The organism is Sulfitobacter sp. IGS-18 (assembly GCF_059628195.1).
Genome location: NZ_CM184556.1, coordinates 774,648 through 792,472, shown reverse-complemented (window position 1 = coordinate 792,472; position 17,825 = coordinate 774,648). Strand labels below are relative to the sequence as shown.

15 protein-coding genes are annotated in these 17,825 nt (G+C 62.9%); 10 read left to right on the top strand and 5 right to left on the bottom strand.

The window, feature by feature from the left end; all coding sequences use genetic code 11:
- The first annotated feature begins 104 nt into the window (after positions 1-104).
- From ACWNZ3_RS03865 to ACWNZ3_RS03840, 6 genes are all read left to right on the top strand, one after another.
- The gene (locus ACWNZ3_RS03865; protein ID WP_240313039.1) at positions 105-1,184 is read left to right on the top strand and encodes an ABC transporter ATP-binding protein; all 1,080 of its coding nucleotides are present in this window, start codon (positions 105-107) and stop codon (positions 1,182-1,184) included.
- A gap of 4 nt (positions 1,185-1,188) precedes the next feature.
- The gene (locus tag ACWNZ3_RS03860; RefSeq protein WP_269365738.1) at positions 1,189-2,100 is read left to right on the top strand and encodes an ABC transporter permease; all 912 of its coding nucleotides are present in this window, start codon (positions 1,189-1,191) and stop codon (positions 2,098-2,100) included.
- A complete protein-coding gene (locus ACWNZ3_RS03855) occupies positions 2,093-2,893 on the top strand; it encodes an ABC transporter permease (RefSeq protein WP_269365736.1) in 801 nt (266 codons plus the stop codon). The genes ACWNZ3_RS03860 and ACWNZ3_RS03855 overlap by 8 nt, the downstream gene beginning before the upstream one ends.
- Before the next feature lie 18 nt (positions 2,894-2,911).
- Positions 2,912-3,931, top strand: a complete 1,020-nt coding sequence (locus ACWNZ3_RS03850; RefSeq protein WP_496901254.1) for an ABC transporter substrate-binding protein — start codon at positions 2,912-2,914, stop codon at positions 3,929-3,931.
- Positions 3,932-4,039: 108 nt separating this feature from the next.
- The gene (locus ACWNZ3_RS03845; RefSeq protein ID WP_496901252.1) at positions 4,040-5,719 is read left to right on the top strand and encodes an amidohydrolase; all 1,680 of its coding nucleotides are present in this window, start codon (positions 4,040-4,042) and stop codon (positions 5,717-5,719) included.
- Positions 5,720-5,780: 61 nt separating this feature from the next.
- Positions 5,781-7,079: a flavin-dependent oxidoreductase gene (locus ACWNZ3_RS03840; protein ID WP_496901251.1), complete on the top strand. Its 1,299-nt coding sequence runs from the start codon at positions 5,781-5,783 to the stop codon at positions 7,077-7,079.
- 46 nt (positions 7,080-7,125) lie between these two features.
- Here the strand turns inward: ACWNZ3_RS03840 and ACWNZ3_RS03835 are convergent, their stop codons facing one another.
- Positions 7,126-7,833 (bottom strand): D-lyxose/D-mannose family sugar isomerase, encoded by a 708-nt coding sequence (locus ACWNZ3_RS03835; protein WP_496901250.1) that lies wholly within the window; start codon positions 7,831-7,833, stop codon positions 7,126-7,128.
- Positions 7,834-8,122: 289 nt separating this feature from the next.
- On the bottom strand, positions 8,123-9,322 hold the full coding sequence (locus ACWNZ3_RS03830) for an ROK family transcriptional regulator (protein ID WP_496901249.1): 1,200 nt from the start codon (positions 9,320-9,322) through the stop codon (positions 8,123-8,125).
- A 154-nt stretch (positions 9,323-9,476) separates the two neighbouring features.
- Here ACWNZ3_RS03830 and ACWNZ3_RS03825 point away from each other — a divergent pair, with 154 nt between their 5' ends.
- The 4 genes from ACWNZ3_RS03825 to ACWNZ3_RS03810 all read left to right on the top strand — a co-directional run bounded on the left by ACWNZ3_RS03825 (position 9,477) and on the right by ACWNZ3_RS03810 (position 13,742).
- Positions 9,477-10,496: a sugar ABC transporter substrate-binding protein gene (locus tag ACWNZ3_RS03825; protein ID WP_269365729.1), complete on the top strand. Its 1,020-nt coding sequence runs from the start codon at positions 9,477-9,479 to the stop codon at positions 10,494-10,496.
- A 169-nt stretch (positions 10,497-10,665) separates the two neighbouring features.
- On the top strand, positions 10,666-11,727 hold the full coding sequence (locus ACWNZ3_RS03820; protein ID WP_269365728.1) for an ABC transporter permease: 1,062 nt from the start codon (positions 10,666-10,668) through the stop codon (positions 11,725-11,727).
- Positions 11,728-11,857: 130 nt separating this feature from the next.
- Positions 11,858-12,622, top strand: coding sequence for an ATP-binding cassette domain-containing protein (locus ACWNZ3_RS03815; protein WP_269365725.1), 765 nt, complete (start codon positions 11,858-11,860; stop codon positions 12,620-12,622).
- A 541-nt stretch (positions 12,623-13,163) separates the two neighbouring features.
- On the top strand, positions 13,164-13,742 hold the full coding sequence (locus ACWNZ3_RS03810) for a nucleoside/nucleotide kinase family protein (protein WP_496901248.1): 579 nt from the start codon (positions 13,164-13,166) through the stop codon (positions 13,740-13,742).
- A gap of 102 nt (positions 13,743-13,844) precedes the next feature.
- Here ACWNZ3_RS03810 and ACWNZ3_RS03805 read toward each other — a convergent pair whose 3' ends face one another.
- The 3 genes from ACWNZ3_RS03805 to edd form a co-directional block, all read right to left on the bottom strand.
- Complete coding sequence (locus tag ACWNZ3_RS03805) at positions 13,845-14,795, bottom strand: 2-hydroxyacid dehydrogenase (RefSeq protein WP_496901247.1); 951 nt, start codon at positions 14,793-14,795, stop codon at positions 13,845-13,847.
- A 449-nt stretch (positions 14,796-15,244) separates the two neighbouring features.
- A complete protein-coding gene (eda, locus tag ACWNZ3_RS03800) occupies positions 15,245-15,883 on the bottom strand; it encodes a bifunctional 4-hydroxy-2-oxoglutarate aldolase/2-dehydro-3-deoxy-phosphogluconate aldolase (protein WP_496901246.1) in 639 nt (212 codons plus the stop codon).
- Positions 15,884-15,898: 15 nt separating this feature from the next.
- Positions 15,899-17,698 (bottom strand): phosphogluconate dehydratase, encoded by a 1,800-nt coding sequence (gene edd, locus ACWNZ3_RS03795; protein WP_496901245.1) that lies wholly within the window; start codon positions 17,696-17,698, stop codon positions 15,899-15,901.
- Positions 17,699-17,825 lie beyond the last annotated feature (127 nt).

Here is a 17,825-nt window from a genome sequence, read left to right as displayed (position 1 = left end):
GGGGGTATTTTTTCGCCAGACTATTGCAGCAATCATTCGATTGCATGGTGTTTGCCCAAGTCTCGGGCGACGTTGAGAAGACCATAACAGGGGGAACGCTAAAAGTGGCGACAGCCATCAGTGTACGCAATCTGCGCAAGGTCTATCCGGGACAACCGCCCGTCGTTGCGCTGGCGGATGCCAGCATCGACATAAAGGACAACGAATTTTTCACCCTGCTGGGTCCGTCGGGCTGCGGCAAGACAACCTTGCTGCGGATGATCGCCGGATTCGAGCACCCGACGGCGGGCAGTCTGACCATGCATGGTGAAAACCTGCTGGAGTTGCCGCCCTACAAGCGGCCGGTGAACACGGTATTCCAGAGCTATGCCCTGTTCCCGCATCTGACCGTGGCCCAGAACATCAGTTTCGGCCTTGAAATGCTGGGCAAACCCAAGGCGGAGATCAGGCAGACCGTCGACGAGATGATGGCGCTGGTCAAGATGACGGAGATGGCAGACCGCCAGACCGGCCAGATCTCCGGCGGCCAGCAGCAGCGCGTGGCACTGGCCCGTGCCCTGGCCCCCAAGCCGCGCGTGCTGTTGCTGGACGAACCGCTCAGCGCGCTGGATTTCAAGCTGCGCAAGGACATGCAGCTGGAACTCAAACGCCTGCAGATGGAGACCGGGATCACCTTTGTCTTTGTCACCCACGATCAGGAAGAGGCGCTGACCATGTCGGACCGGATCGCGGTAATGAACGCGGGCGAAATCCGGCAGATCGGCAACCCCCGGCAGATCTACGACCAGCCCGCCGAGCGCTTTGTCGCGGATTTCATCGGGGATACCAATTTCCTGCCTGCAGAGCTGATCGAGACTGCCGGGCAAACCGCCACGATACGCCTGTCATCTGGCAAACAGATCGCGGCCCGCGCCGCCGAAAGCGGATCGCAAAAGGGCAAGGTCACGCTCGCCGTGCGGCCCGAACACGCCAGCATCGGCCCCGAGGCCGAGGGCCTGCTGGCCGGCACCCTGGGCGAAGTTGTCTATTTCGGGACCGACACGCATTACCATGTGGCGCTGGAGGACGGGACCGGCTTCGTGGTGCGTCAGCAGAACCGCCCGGATGCGACGGCGCAGTTTTCCTCCGGCGACCGGGTCGGCGTGCATTTTGCACCCGGCATCGGTCAGGTCCTGAAGGATTGACCTGATGGCCGATCTGTCCTCTGCCGCCGAGACTCAGGCCAGCCGCCGCCGCTGGCTGCTGCTGGCACCTGCCCTGTTCATCCTTGTCTTCGCCGCAGCCGGACCTTTGCTGATCACGCTGGTCTATTCCTTCCTGACCCCCGGCGATTACGGCGGTGTCGAATGGCAGGCTTCCTGGCAGGCCTGGTTCAACGTGGTCATGGAACGCGACATCTTCGACGATACGCTGGGCTGGTCCGACGCGCATCTGAGCATCTTCTGGCGCTCGGTGAAACTGTCGCTGATGACCACGGTGCTCTGCCTTTTCTTCGGCTTTCCCACCGCCTATTTCATCGCGACCCGCCCGAAAAAGCAGCGCGATCTCTGGATGCTGCTGATCATCATTCCGTTCTGGACCAACCTGCTGATCCGCACCTTTGCAGTGGTGGAGCTGATCCGGGCGGAAGGCACGGTCAACACGCTGCTGATCTGGCTGGGTATCATCGACACACCGATCCAGATGCTGTTCACCGAATTCTCGATCCTGCTCGGCATGGTCTATGTCTATCTGCCCCTGATGGTGCTGCCGCTCTATGCTTCGATGGAGCGGCTGGATTTCAGCCTGGTCGAGGCCGGATACGACCTTTACGCCACGCGCCTGAAAGTGCTGCGCCGGGTGATCCTGCCGCTGGTCAAACCGGGGGTCATCGCCGGGTCGATCCTGGTCTTCGTGCCTTCGCTGGGCGCCTACGTGACGCCCCGCGTCATGGGCGGCGGCAACCAGCTGATGATCGGCAACCTGATCGAGCTGCAGTTCGGCCAGGGCCGCAACTGGCCGCTGGGGGCGGCGCTGTCGATCACGCTTCTGGCCATCGTGATGGTGGCCCTGATGGCCTATGTCCGCGCCGCCGGGAACCAGGAGCCGCATCGTGTCTAAGGCATTCAACGTCAGCCGGCAAAACGGCTTCACCACCATTGCGATCACCTGTTTCGTACTGCTTTACCTGCCGATCATCCTGCTGGTGGTCTATTCCTTCAACTCCGGCACCTCCGTCGCGATCTGGGAGGGGTTCTCCTGGCGCTGGTATCAATCCGCATGGCAAAACGACCAGGTGCAGGAGGCCACCGTGCGCAGCCTGATCATCGCGCTTTGGGCCTCTGCCATCTCGACCACCTGCGCGGTGCTGGCCGCCCTTGCCACAACCCGCACGCGCAAGTTCAAGGGACAGGCGGCGGTCTTTGCCATGATCAACCAGCCCCTGATGGTGCCCGAGATCGTGACCGCGGTGGCGCTGCTGATCTTCTTCGCGATGATAAAGGTCGCGACCGGCTATACCGGGCTGGCCTATCTGATCGTCGCGCATTCCGCCTTTTGCATCCCCTTTGCCTACCTGCCGATCCGGGCGCGGCTGCAAGGCATGGACCTGAGCCTGGAACAGGCCGCCGCCGACCTCTATGCCACCCCTTTCAAGGTGTTCCGCCGGGTCACCCTGCCCCAGCTCTGGCCGGGAATTCTGGCCGGGGCGATGCTGGCCTTCGTGATTTCGCTGGACGATGTGGTGATCACGGAGTTTGTTAAATCCGCAGGACAGGATACGCTGCCGACCTATATGCTCGGCCAGTTGCGGCGGGTGGTCACGCCAGAGGTCAATGCGATCTCGACCGTACTGTTTGGCATCTCGGTGACCTTCGTCATCGCGTTCACCGTGCTGGGCAAAATCAAAAACTAAGCCAACGGGAGTAAGACAATGAAAAAGACACTGACGGCCCTGACACTGGTGCTGGCCACACCTGCCTTTGCCGAAGGGCAGCTGAACATCTACAACTGGGGCAATTACACCAGCCCCGAGATGATCGAGAAGTTCGAGGCAGAAACCGGGATCAAGGTGACGATCACGGATTACGACAGCAACGATACCGCGCTGGCCAAGATCAAGGCGGGCGGTCACGGGTTTGATATCGTGGTCCCCTCGGGCACCTATGTGCCGATCTTCATCGGCGAGGGGCTGCTGATGGAAAGCAAGCCCAACGAGATGGAGAATTTCAAGAACATGGATCCGCAATGGGTCGATGTGGAATTCGACCCGGGCCGGAACTACACCGTGCCATGGCAATGGGGCACCGTGGGGGTGACCGTGAACACCTCGATTTATGACGGCGACATCAATACCGCTGCCATGGTCTTTGACCCGCCCGAAGAGCTCAAGGGCAAGATCAACGTGGTCCCTGAAATGAATGACGTGATGGGCATGGCGATCCATTATGTCGGTGGCGACCAATGCACCGCCGACAAGGAAGTCCTGAAAAAAGTGCGCGATACCCTTGTCGAGGCCAAGAAGAACTGGCTGTCGATGGACTATGGCATGATCGAGAAATTCGCCAAAGGCGATGTCTATGCCGGGGTGAACTGGAACGGCGCCTCCATGCGGTCGCGCAACCAGAACCCGGACATCGCTTTCGGCTATCCGCAGGAAGGCTATCCGGTCTGGATGGACAATGCCGCGATCCTCTCAGATGCGCAGAACGTGGAAGAGGCCAAGACCTTCCTCAACTTCATCATGGACCCCGAAAACGCCGCGATGCTCTCGGCATTTGCCCGTTACGCAAACGGGATCGCAGGGTCCGAGGCCTTCATGCCCGACGACATGAAGACCGCGCCGGAAATCGTGGTCCCGGAAGAGCTGAAAGGGGCCGCCTATGTGGCCAAGACCTGCCCGCCGGAAGCAACCAAGATCTACACCGCGATCTGGACCGAACTGCAGAAGTAAACCGAGAGGCAGCCGCGATCCTGCATCGCGGCTGCCGCCTGCCCCGGAGTTTTCAAAAACTCCGGACCGATTTCTTCAAAGAAATCGCCCCCTCCACGGAGCTATTGAATGACCCCCGACATCATCATCCACAACGGCAAGCTGATGACCTTCGACCCCGATCAGCCCGAGGCGCAGGCGCTTGCGATCACGGGCGGGACGCTCACCGCCGTGGGCACCGATGCGGAGGTAACGGCGCTGGCCGGTGACACCACCCGCATGATCGACGCAAAGGGCGGCACCGTGCTGCCGGGCCTGATCGACAGCCATGTGCATCTCTTCGGGGGGTCGGTCGAACTGGAAAGCCTCAGCCTTTACGGCGTTGAAGGGCTGGAGGAGATGGCCGAAATGATCCGCCCCCATGCCGCGGCCAATCCCGGTGATGACCTCGTTTTCTGCGTCATGGCCGATTACGGCATCCTTGGCACAGGCCGGACCCCGACCCGCCATGACCTCGACACCATCCTGCCGGACCGCCCGCTGGCGATGTTTGCGCCGGATCACCACACCGTCTGGGCCAATACCGCCGCACTGGAGGCCGCGGGCCTGTTGCAGGGTGGCGAAGTCGATGCCGGATCGGAGATCGTGATGGGCGACGACGGGCTGGCCAGCGGTGAACTTCTGGAACCCGGCGCCTACAGCCCGGTTCTCGCCCTGACCCGTCACGCGGGGCGCGAGATGATGGGGCTGACCACGGGCAAGGACCCGGTCCCGGCCCCGACGCCCGCGCAACGCGAAATGGACAAGGACGTGATCGCCCGGGGTCTTGCACATTGCGCCGCACAGGGCATCACCGGGCTGCATCTGATGGACGGCAACCTCTACCAGGTGGAACTGCTGACCGAGCTTGAGGCCGAGGGCCGCCTGCTCTGCCGCTGCATGGTGCCTTTCCACTTCAAGGGCACCGATCCGATTGACCGCATCGCCGCCGAAGGCGTGCCCATGCGCGACCGCTACCAGGGCGACAAGGTCTGGTGCGGGCATATGAAGATGTTCATCGATGGGGTGATCGAAAGCGGTACCGCGCTGATGCTGCAACCCTATCCCGGTGATCTGGGCAAGGACGGCAACATGGGTGATGAGGTCTTTACCCAGGCGCATTTCGTCGCCGCCGCGCAGGAGGCCGACCGCCACGGGATGCAGATTGCCGTCCATGCCATAGGTGACGCAGGCGTGCGCCGCACGATCGACGCCTATGCCGCCGCCCAGGCCGCCAATGGCAAGCGCGACAGCCGCCACCGGATCGAACACCTTGAGGTCATGCATGTGCAGGATATCCCGCGGCTGGCCGAACTGGGCATCGTCGCCTCGATCCAGCCGGGCCACGCCCCGCGCGGCCATATCTTCCCCCCCGGCGCGGTCGGCCAGTACCTGCACGCCGACCAGATCGCCGGGGCCTATGCCTGGCAGGACATCCGGAACACCGGCGCGCGGGTCGTGTTTTCCACCGACTGGCCGGTGATCCCGCTGGATGTCATGCCCAATATCAAGGCCGCGATTGCACCGCTGGACCTTGGCCCCGACTGGCGCGACCAGACCCAAAGCCTGCATGACACGCTGGCCAGCTATACCCGCGACAATGCCTGGGTGGAGTTCAACGAGGACCGCAAGGGGCAGATCAAGGCGGGCATGATGGCCGACATCGCAGTGATGAGCCATGATCTGAACACCCTGCCGCCGGCGGAGATCACCCGGGCGCAGGCGCAGGTGACAATCTGCGATGGCAAGGTGACCTTCGAACGGGGCTGACCCCAGGTGGAAACCTGCCTATAAGGTCGCGACGCAAGCCAATCAGACCAACCGAGGGACCATGCCAGAGAACAGAGTTATCATCGCCGGGGCCGGTATCGGCGGTCTCGCCCTTGGGCTGACGCTGCACCAGATCGGGGTGCCCTTCACCATTTTCGAATCCGTCAGCGCGCTGCGCCCCCTCGGCGTGGGCATCAACCTGCAACCCAATGCGGTGCGCGAATTGTTCGAGATGGGCATCACGGCCCCAGAGCTGGACAAGGCCGGGGTGCCCGCGCGCGAATGGGCGCTGGTGGGCCAGCAGGGCCAGGAAATCTATGCCGAGCCGCGCGGGCTGGAGGCAGGATACAACTGGCCGCAATATGCGATGCACCGGGGGCAGTTGCAGATGCTGCTGGCACAGGTCCTGATGGACCGGGCGGGTCAGGATGCGGTGCAACTGGGCTGCCGTGTGGCAGGATACGAAAAGACGCCCGGTGGCGGGGTCAACGCCATCGTGACCTCCGCCGACGGATCGGAACGGCGCGAGGCCGGGGCGCTGCTGATCGGCGCCGACGGCATTCACTCCAAGGTGCGCGCGCAGATGCATCCCGACCAGCCGCCGATCCATTGGGGCGGTGCCGTCATGTGGCGTGGCACCAGCATGGCCAGACCCGTGCGCACCGGATCATCCTTCATCGGGCTGGGCACCCATCGCCAGCGCATGGTGATCTACCCGATCTCGCCGCCCGATCCCGACACCGGTCTGGCACAGGTCAACTGGATCGCCGAGGTCACCATGGACGATCCCGGCGCGCGTGATGACATCGGCTGGTTCCGGCAGGTGGAGATCGACGACTTTGCCCATCATTTCGACGATTGGGTCTATGACTGGCTCGATGTGCCTGCCCTGCTGCGCGGCGCGGATGTGGCCTATGAAAACCCGATGATCGACCGCGACCCGGTGGAGACATGGGTTGACGGGCCGGTGGCCCTGATGGGCGATGCCGCCCATGCGATGTATCCGACCGGGTCGAACGGGGCCAGCCAGGCCATCGTCGACGCCCGGGAACTGGGCGCGGCTTTCCTCACCCATGGGGTGACCCCTGCGGCGCTGGCGGCCTTCGATGCGAAACTCTGCGCGCCGATCTCCGCGCTGATCCTGCGCAACCGGGGTGCCGGGCCCTTCGGGCTGCTCAACATGGTGAACGACCGCTGCGGCGGCAGTTTCGACAATCTCGACGAGGTGATCCCAGCCGCGGAACGGGCAGAGTTCATGGCAAAATACAAGGCCGCCGCCGGTTTCGCCATCGAGGCGCTGAACAGCGCCGCGCCCACCATCCCCGAAGGCGCGCAGGTGCATCAGCGCGCCGCCGAATAGCGCTAATGCGCTCCGCCTTAAACTTGGATCGCCGATACCGGGTGCATCAGGTTAAAGGCAGGACGCTGTAGCCAGCCAATGCCGCGTAATCGCTGACCAGCAGGCGGCGGGGGGCCACGTCTTCTTCCACCTTTGAGAACCGGGCGATCGGTTCGCGAAAGACATTGTCGGTCTCATCGTCGTTCACTGTGCTGACCTCACCGATCAGCACATCGCCCCCCTCGCCCCAGAAGGCATGCCAGTCACCGGGCCGCAGGGTCACGCTTTGCCCCGGTGCCAGACGCAGCTTTTCTCCCGGCTGATAGGGGCGCAGCAGACCGTCGCACATGACCTGGCCGCCCCGGTCGGCGGCAAATGCCCCGGTCTCGTCCGAGCCGAAAAGCTCGACCACCAGGGTCGCACCGCCCCGGTTGATGATGTCTTCGGCCTTGATCACATGGGTGTGCATGGGCGACAATTGATCGCGCTTCGAGATCAGCAGTTTCTCGGCATAGCACATGCCGCGCCCCGCGGTGAGATCGCCCGGCAGACCATTGCGCAGGGTGAACAGCACCAGCCCCATCTCGTCGAAACGCCCGGCACCGTAGTCGGTCACATCCCAGCCGCAACGCGCGGTGACGACATGGGGCGCGGCGGCGGCGCGTTCCGGGAATTCTTCCGGTGTCCAATCGGCAAAGGGCGGCAGGACAAAGCCGTGACGGCGGATCATTTCATCCGCCTCGGCCAGCAGTTCGTTGATGCGGGAACGTTTCATCTAGGCTCTGGATCCATTAATTCTATATACTCAGCGGCGATTTCGCGAAATTTCAAAGGTTTGGGGCGTGCAGCCAATAGTGGTTCTATTTGCAAGCGACCCAAGACGTTGAAATGAAGCGAAATCGCCGCCCTTCGGGTTTGACGGATTTTCCCGCAGCCTGCGTCACATCTGCTTGAAATAGAACCACTATTCTTGCGCAGATGTTCCTGGCCTGCAAAAAAATCTGTCAAACTGAGCATATAGAATTAATGGGTCCAGAGCCTAGGGTGCCTTTGCTATCGGACGGTCAGTCCACGGAAAAGGAATGGGCCATCAGAAAATACTGGCTGAAGATCGGCGCGCAAGCCGCCCCGATGGCGCGGGCGTCCCCGCCGATCCCCCCCGCCTCCAGGCGTGGCAGGATCAGGCCGCGGCTGTCCTCGGTCGCCATGCAGGCGCGGACCTGCTCCACAAGCCTGCTGCGAATGGTCTGGGGGAAGGCACCGTCGATGACCACCGCCTCGAAATCAATCACCGCGCAGGCGGACAGGGCCGCGCGCGCGATTTCGGAGGCAATTTCCTCGATCCATTCCGCAACCAGCGGTTCGAAGTCGGACCAATCCTGCGGCTGCACCCATAACGCACGGGGGTCGATCCCTGCCGCGCTCAGCTTGGTCTCCAGAAGATGAATGGATGCCACATCCACCAATTGCCGCGTGCGCCCGTCCTTGTCACCCACACGCAGTGACCCCAGGGCGCCTGCGTTGCCGGAAGCCCCCTCATAGACCGAATGGTTCAGGACAATCCCGCCGCCAATGAAGGTGGAGACAAAGAAATAGGCGAAGTCCCGGAACTCCTTGCCCCGGCCATAGACATATTCGGCCCAGCAGGCACTGGTCGCGTCGTTCACCATGAAGACGGGCAGATCGGAAAACTCCGCCACACGCTCTTCGAATACCGTGTCTTTCCAGGTCATGAACTGATCGTCCGCATTGCCCCCGGACACGGCCCATTTCCAGATCTCGAAAGGCGCCGCGATGCCGATGCCGCAGAGGCGTTCGGCCTGCGCCGGACCGATTTCCGCCACCGCCGCCTCAAAGGCCTCTTTCATGAAACCAAAGACCCGGTCCGGGATCGCCATATCGTAAGCGATGCGGCGTTCGAACAGGATTTCGCCGGTCAGATTGGTCAGCAGCAGCTCACTGCTCCGCCGCCCCAGCTTGAAGCCGACCGAAAGCGCCCCGGCAGGGTTCACCACCATCGGCACCGAAGGCTTGCCCACCCGCCCCTTGACCGGTTCCCCCTTGAGCACCAGACCGTCGCTTTCCAGTTTGCGCAGGATCACCGACACGGTCTGGGCCGACAGATGGGTGTCGCGGGCGATGTCGCTGCCCGGCATCTGACCATGGCGATGCAACAACGACAGGATCAGCCGCTCGTTGTGATTGCGCAGACCTTTCTGGTTTGCACCATTGCTGAGCGGGCGGATCGCGACCGAAGAGTCCATGTCATTTTCTTCCGGGTTCTGCATGGGCCAACCTTGATCTGGATTAATTAGTAAATCAAGTTTATTTATTAATTGACAGAGGCAGCGGTTTTGCCCAGTCTCAAGGCAACAGCGCTCGATTCGAGGCGCTTGTTGGACATTCTGGGAGGAAACCATGAAAAAACTCATCGCCGGCACCGCATTGGGCCTGATCGCCATGACCGGTGCAGCCTTTGCCGACGCACATGCCGTATCGGCCTGCCTGATCACCAAGACCGATACCAACCCCTTTTTCGTGAAAATGCGCGAAGGGGCCACCGCCAAGGCGGAAGAACTGGGCATGACCCTGAACACCTATGCCGGCAAGATTGACGGCGACCACGAAACACAGGTTTCCGCCATCGAAACCTGCATCGCCAATGGCGCGAAGGGCATCCTGCTGACCGCCTCCGACACCTCTTCCATCGTGCCTGCGGTCCAGCAGGCGCGCGATGCGGGCATTCTGGTGATCGCGCTGGACACCCCGCTTGACCCGATCGACGCGGCAGACATGACCTTCGCGACCGACAACTTCCTGGCCGGTGAGCTGATCGGGAAATGGGCCGCTGCCACATTGGGTGACGACACCGCCGATGCCAAGATTGCGATGCTGGACCTTGCCGTCAGCCAGCCCACCGTCGGCGTGCTGCGCGACCAGGGGTTCCTGCAGGGTTTCGGCATTGACCTGGCCGACCCCAACCGCAACGGCGATGAGGAAGACCCCCGCATCATCGGCAACGATGTGACCGCCGGCAATGAAGAAGGCGGGCGCAAGGCGATGGAGAACCTGCTGGCGCAGGATCCGATGATCAACGTGGTCTATACCATCAACGAGCCGGCAGCGGCGGGCGCCTATGAGGCGCTGAAAGCCATCGGTCGTGAAAACGACGTGCTGATCGTCTCTGTCGATGGCGGCTGCCCCGGTGTCGCAAACGTCGCCGATGGCGTGATCGGTGCCACCTCGCAGCAATATCCGCTGCTGATGGCCTCCAAGGGCATCGAAGCCATTGCCGCCTTTGCCAAGGACGGCACCAAACCCGCCGCGACAGATGGCAAGGACTTCTTCGACACAGGCGTGGCGCTGGTGACGGACAAGCCCGTGGAGGGCGTCGAGAGCATCAGCGTCGCGGAAGGCAAGGAACTTTGCTGGGGCTGAGCAAGCGCCAGGGCGGCGGATCTTTTGACCTGCCGCCTGTAAATACGTTAATCTCGGGCCAGTAACGACACGCTGGCCGACAACCCAAACGCAGACCGGGGGCGGGCCACGGCCCGCCCTTCTTGCATCCGGCGCCTGACAGGTCGCGGATTTTCAACGGAGAGAGCACATGTCGCAATCCGATAATTTCGAGGCCGCAGCCTCCACCGCCGCGACCGATGTGGCGCGGTTCGAAGAAGACGACAAGGGGCTGTTCGGCCGCTTCCATCACGCCCTGCATACGACACCTTCGCTTGTACCGCTGATCGTGTTGCTGGCATCCATCGTGGTTTTCGGCAGCATCCTGGGCGCCAAGTTCTTTTCGCCCTTCGCGCTGACGCTGATCCTGCAGCAGGTGCAGATCGTGGGCATCGTCGCCGCTGCGCAAAGCCTGGTGATCCTGACGGCAGGCATCGACCTGAGTGTCGGCGCCATCGCGGTGATCTCTTCGGTCATCATGGGGCAATTCACCTTCCGCTACGGGCTGCCGGTCGAGATCGCGGTAGTGTGCGGCCTGGCCTTTGGCACCGCCATCGGGGCGGTCAACGGCTGGCTGGTGGCGGCCATGAAACTGCCCCCCTTCATCGTGACCCTGGGCATGTGGCAGATCGTTCTGGCGGCGAATTTCCTCTATTCCGCCAATGAAACCATCCGCAGCCAGGACATCGCCGAACAGGCACCGCTGTTGCAGATGATGGGGGCCAAGTTCAACATCGGCGGGGCGGTCTTTACCTTCGGCGTGGTTTTCATGCTGCTTCTGGTGCTGGTGCTTGCCTATGTGCTGAAACACACGGCCTGGGGCAGACATGTCTATGCTGTGGGCGACGATGCGGAGGCCGCCGAACTGTCCGGCGTCAACGTGCGCGGCACGCTGATCTCGGTCTATGCCATCGCCGGGCTGATCTGTGGATTTGCCGGCTGGGCGCTGATCGGACGGATCGGATCGGTCTCGCCCACCTCCGGGCAGCTTTTGAACATCGAGAGCATCACCGCCGTGGTGATCGGGGGCATCTCGCTTTTCGGCGGGCGCGGCTCGATCCTCGGCACCTTCTTCGGCGCATTGATCGTGGGTGTCTTCACCCTTGGTCTGCGGCTGATGGGGGCGGACGCACAATGGACATTCCTGCTGATCGGCCTGCTGATCATCGCAGCGGTGGCCGTCGATCAGTGGATCAGAAAGGTGGCAGCATAATGGAACAGATCAAATTCTCACATCAACCTGTCCCCGACCTCGTGACTGTGGATCAGTGCCCTCTCGGCGATGCAGGCATCGCCTGCCGGGTAGGCGGCAAAGCCGCTGAGATCAGAAAGGTGACAGCATAATGGAACCCATTCTCAAAGCACGCGGATTGGTCAAACGCTACGGCAAGGTGACCGCGCTGGATCACTGCGACTTCGATCTTTATCCAGGTGAGATCCTGGCGGTGATCGGCGACAACGGCGCGGGCAAGTCATCGCTGATCAAGGCGGTGTCGGGTGCAGTCATCCCCGACGCAGGCACCGTAACGCTGGAGGGGCGCGACATCCGCTTCACCTCGCCCATCGACGCACGCAATGCTGGAATCGAGACGGTCTACCAGACCTTGGCCATGTCCCCGGCCCTGTCGATCGCGGACAATATGTTCATGGGCCGCGAGATCCGCAAACCGGGGTTCCGGGGCAAGGTGCTGCGCCAGCTCGACCGCAAGCGGATGGAAGAAATCGCCCGCGAAAAGCTGAGCGAACTTGGCCTGATGACGATCCAGAACATCAACCAGGCGGTTGAAACCCTGTCCGGCGGCCAGCGCCAGGGCGTGGCAGTGGCGCGGGCAGCGGCCTTTGGCTCCAAGGTGATTATCCTGGACGAGCCGACCGCCGCACTTGGCGTCAAGGAAAGCCGCCGGGTGCTGGAACTGATCCAGGACGTGAAAAGCCGGGGCATCCCGATCATCCTGATCAGCCACAACATGCCGCATGTCTTTGAAGTGGCAGACCGCATCCATGTCCACAGGCTGGGCAAACGGCTCTGCGTCATCGACCCGAAAGAACACACGATGTCCGATGCCGTGGCCTTCATGACCGGGGCCAGGGAACCGCAGGCGGCCTGATCCCGTGCTGGAGAAGCTAGTATTGCGGAAACGAAATGCGCACCATTTCCCCATGCCTCCGGATCGCTTGCGATCCGGTTCGCACCCGACCCCGCCCCCCAGGGCGGGTGCGAAACTCCGACCTCGCAAGATGCTGCGAAGTATGGAAAAATGGAGATGCCCCGCAAAATGGAAGGCCGCCCTCGGGGTCGGGCGCGAACCTGCCGTTGAGAGCTGCATTCAATGAACCGAACTTTGAGTCCGGCTGACTAGGGCCTGTGGACATTCATCTTCGCCCACCCGCGCGAGACGGATTTTGCCGCTGGCACCCTGATGTGAGCACAGCAATGTGATCATTGGAAGCGAACATCCGGGAGGGCAGAGGCAAAATCCGCCGCGCCCCGATGGGGTTTCGCCAAAATTACCCATTTCTGCGCAAAGAGAGCTTGAAGTAGCTGACTATTCCGCGCTCTCTTGCCTGGAACTGAGCAACTTTGGACTGAAACGGGTGGGCGACACTGAATGTCAACACGACCTAGTCACCCGCATCAAGGCGGCCCCGATGCGCGGCAAACGCAGGCTGGTCGCCGTGGCGGGTGCCCCGGCCAGCGGTAAATCCACGCTGGCGGAGGTTCTGGCAGGGGCGGATGCCTCCTTTTGCATGGTGCCGATGGACGGGTTTCACCTGGACAATGGCGTGCTGCGGGACCGCGACCTGCTGCACCGCAAGGGCGCGCCGGAAACCTTCGATGTGGCGGGGCTGCGCCATCTGGTCACCCGGCTGGGGCAGGAGGACGAGGTGATCTATCCCAGCTTCGACCGCAGGCTGGACCGCGCGATTGCGGGCAGCGGCGTGGTCGGGCCGGCCATTGAAACCGTGATCCTGGAAGGAAACTATCTGCTGCTGGATCGCCCCGGATGGCGCGATCTGGCTGCGCTCTGGGATCTGTCGATCCGGCTGGATGTCCCGGCGGAGGTTCTGGAAACCCGGCTGATGCAGCGCTGGCTGGATCACGGATATTCACCGCAGGACGCTGCCCGCAAGGTCCATCAGAACGACATGCTGAACGCAAACACCGTGATTGCCGACGCGCTGCCCGCCGATATCACCCTGACGCCCGACGATGTACAACAGCGCTAGAGCGTTGTGGGATATACATGATTCACGTGTTCGCGACGTCACCTTTCGGTCGAATGCGAAAGGTGATCTGCGACTTCTGAAGTTTATCCCGAAACGCTGTGGTCAGACCGGGTTCAGCACCTTGCCCTCTTTGAAGAAGGCAACGAGATTGGCCACTGCCATCAGCCCCATGTCCTCGCGCACCTCCTGCGCCGAGGTGCCCAGATGCGGCAGCAGCGTGACATTCTCCATCCTGCGCAGGGCTTCCGGCACCTTCGGTTCGAACTCGTAGACATCCAGCCCCGCCCCGGCAATGCGCCCCTGCTCCAGGGCTTCGATCAGCGCCGCTTCGTCTACCACATCGCCGCGCGCGATGTTGATGAGCACGCTCTCGCGCTTCATCATGCCAAGTGCGGCGGAGTCGATCAGGTGATGGGTCTCGGGCGTGGCAGGCACCGCCAGCACGACCACATCAGCCGCTTGCAGGACATCCTCCAACCCGGCCAGCTGTGTGGCGTCAAAGGGCAGCCCCGCCACGGTGGAGCGGTTGTAGAAAACGATCTTCATGCCAAAGCCCAGCGCCGCCCGCTGCGCAATCGCCTGGCCGATCCGCCCCATGCCGATGACGCCCAGCGTCTTGCCAGTGACATGCATGCCCAAAAGCTGCGTCGGATGCCAACCGGGCCAGTTGCCCGCACGGACCATCCTTTCGCCCTCGCCCGCACGGCGGCAGGTCATCAGCATCAGGGTCATGGCGATGTCGGCAGTTGCATCGGTCACGGCACCCGGCGTGTTGCTGACCGCCACCCCGGCGGCGCGGGCGGCCTTGGCGTCAATGTGATTGAACCCCACACCAAAATTGGCAAGGATCCGGCATCGTGGTCTATCCTTGAAAAAGGACGCATCGAATGCATCCCCAAGGGTCGGCAGAACAGCGTCGAATTCAGCCAGCGCGCGCAGCCGTTCGGCTTGGGTCAGGGGCAGGGTTTCCGCCCGGACTTCCACGTCGAAATGCCGCCGCGCCTCGGCGATCACCTTGTCCGGCAGGGGCCGCGTGATCCATAGTTTCTGCATGTTGTCCTCCGGCTGCTCCGCGACCTGTTTAAGCCAGGTGCCTGGCAGAGACCACGGCTTCCGCACGTCTTTCTGCGCAAAACACGCCAATGGATGCGCCACAGCGGGACCATGCGCCATCGGCACAGCCCAGCCCGTCCTCAATGATGACATGTCAAAAATGACATGTCATCATTTGCAGTGCCGAAGGTCCCGCACCTGCGGCCCCGCGCGGCTCTTTCCGGTTTTCGCAAGACTCCGCCAAAGCGCCCCGCCTATAGCGTTTCGCGATATACCTGAATCACTTGTTCGCTGCCTCTCCCTTCGGTCGAACGCGAAAAGTGACACGGGATGTTTCAAGTTTATCCCGAAACGCTGTAAAGCCTGCATCGCCGATACCCTGCCGCGCTTCGCGCTCTCGGGACATCGGCGATACTGAACGTATCAGATTATAGGCAGGACGCTGTAGGTTACGCCAGCGCCGCTGCTTCCCGCGCCAGTTCGGTGATGGCACGCCAGTCGCCAGCCTTGACCAGCGCTGCGGGCGCAACCCAGCTGCCGCCGGCGCAGACCACATTCGGCAGGCTCAGATAGGACAGGGCATTCGACGGGCTGATCCCGCCCGTGGGGCAGAAACTGATCTGCGGCAAGGGGCCACCCAGAGATTTCAGCATCCCCGCGCCGCCCGCCGATTCCGCAGGAAAGAATTTCAACATGTCATAGCCCCGCGCCAGCAGGCGCATGGCCTCGCTTGCCGTGGCCGCCCCCGGCAACATCGGCAGATCCGCCGCCTCCGTCGCTGTCAGCAATGCATCCGTCGCCCCCGGCGACACGCCAAACCGTGCACCGGCCTTGACGGCCGCGGCCACATCCTGCGCGGTGATCAGCGTCCCGGCGCCCACAACCCCGCCTTCGACTTTCGCCATCTCGGCAATCGCGGCCAATGCGGCCTCGGTGCGCAAGGTCACCTCAAGCACCGGCAGCCCGCCCTCGACCAGGGCTTCGGCCAGGGGCCGGGCATGGGCCACATCCTCCACCACGAGCACGGGAATGATGGGGGCCATCTGGCAAAGCGCGCGGGCCTCGCGGCTGCTTTCGGCTGGGGTCATGTTGGGTCTCCGATCCTAGATGCTGCTTGCGCCGGTATCGGCAGAGCCGACCAGCGTTCTGAAATGGTTGAACAACTCGCGGCCCTGGCCAAAGCCGTTCGCAGTCAGGTCCGCCGTCACGCAGTCACGCTCCAGCACGCCTTCGGTCATGATATCCAGCCTGCCCTTTGCCGCGTCCACACGCAGGATATCACCGTCGCGCAGCTTGGCGATGGCACCGCCGTCGACGGCCTCGGGGCAGACATGGATCGCGCTCAAGACCTTGCCCGAGGCACCCGACATCCGGCCGTCCGTCACCAGCGCGACCTTCAGCCCGCGCGCCTGCAGGTTCGCCAGCACCGGCGTCAGGCTGTGCAGTTCCGGCATGCCATTCGCCTTGGGCCCCTGGAAACGGACCACGACGATCACATCCTCCACGAACTCCCCGGCCTGATAGGCCGCCTTCACGGCCTCCTGATCGTGGAACACCCGCACCGGCGCCTCGATCACGTGATGCTCGGGCTTGACCGCCGACACCTTGGTGACGGCCGCCCCCAGCGCGCCATCCAGCCGCTGCAATCCGCCGGTGGGCTGGAACGGGTCCGTCACCGGGCGCAGGATGCGGTCGTTCAGCGTCTCTGCCGCGCCTGCTTCCCAGGTCAGGGCGCCGTCCTTCAGACGGGGTTCGCGCGTGTAACGGTCCAGCCCAGGGCCCATGATCGTCTTCACGTCCTCATGCAGCAGGCCCGCCGAGAGCAATTGCCCCATCATGAAGCCAAGCCCCCCCGCCGCGTGGAAATGGTTCACATCCGCCAGCCCGTTGGGATAGACCCGCGCCAACAGCGGCGTCACATCGGCGAGATCCGAAAAATCCTGCCAGTCCAGGATGATCCCCCCCGCCCGCGCCATGGCGACCAGGTGGATCAGCAGGTTGGTGGAGCCGCCGGTGGCATGCAGCCCGACGATGCCGTTCACAAAGGCTTTCTCGTCCAGCACCTGGCTGGTCGGGATATATTCATTGCCCAGATGGCTGATCGACAGGGCGCGCCGCGCCCCCGCATCGGTCAGCGCATCGCGCAGCGGCGTGTTCGGGTTGACAAAGCTGGACCCCGGCAGATGCAGCCCCATGAATTCCATCAACATCTGGTTGGTGTTCGCGGTGCCGTAAAAGGTACAGGTCCCCGGCCCGTGATAGGCGCCCATCTCGGCCTTCATCAGCGCGGCGCGGTCCACTTCACCCGCCGCGAACTTCTGGCGCACCTGCGCCTTTTCGTCATTGGAAATGCCCGAGGTCATCGGCCCCGCAGGCAGAAAGACCGCCGGCAGATGGCCAAAGACCTGAGCCGCGATCACCAGCCCCGGCACGATCTTGTCGCAGACGCCCAGATAAACCGTTGTGTCGAAGGTGTTGTGGCTGAGCGCCACCCCGGCGGCCAATGCGATCACATCGCGCGAAAACAGGCTCAGCTCCATCCCGGCGGTGCCCTGGGTCACGCCATCGCACATCGCGGGCACCCCGCCCGCCACCTGGGCGGTGCCGCCTGCGGCGCGGGCCGCGGCGCGGATCAGCTCGGGATAGCGCTCAAACGGCTGATGCGCCGAGAGCATGTCGTTATAGGCGGTGACGATCCCGATATTTCCCGCCGACTGCGTCGCCAGCGCCTCCTGGTCCGGGCCTGCCGCCGCATAGGCATGGGCCTGTCCGCTGCAGGACAGATGCGCGCGCGCCGGGCCGTCCTGCGCGGCCCTTGCCATCCGTCCGAGATAATCAGCCCGACCCGCGCTGCTGCGGGCGATGATACGGTCCGTGACGCGGGCAACGGTCTGGTTCAGCATGGGATCCTCCATCGATTCGTATCAGGGCCGCCCATCGCGGGCGCACCGGCCAATCACATATTGTGCATGTGTTCTTCACGCTTCGTCAGCGCCTTGTTAGCGCTAACAGATCGAAAAGTCCAGCACC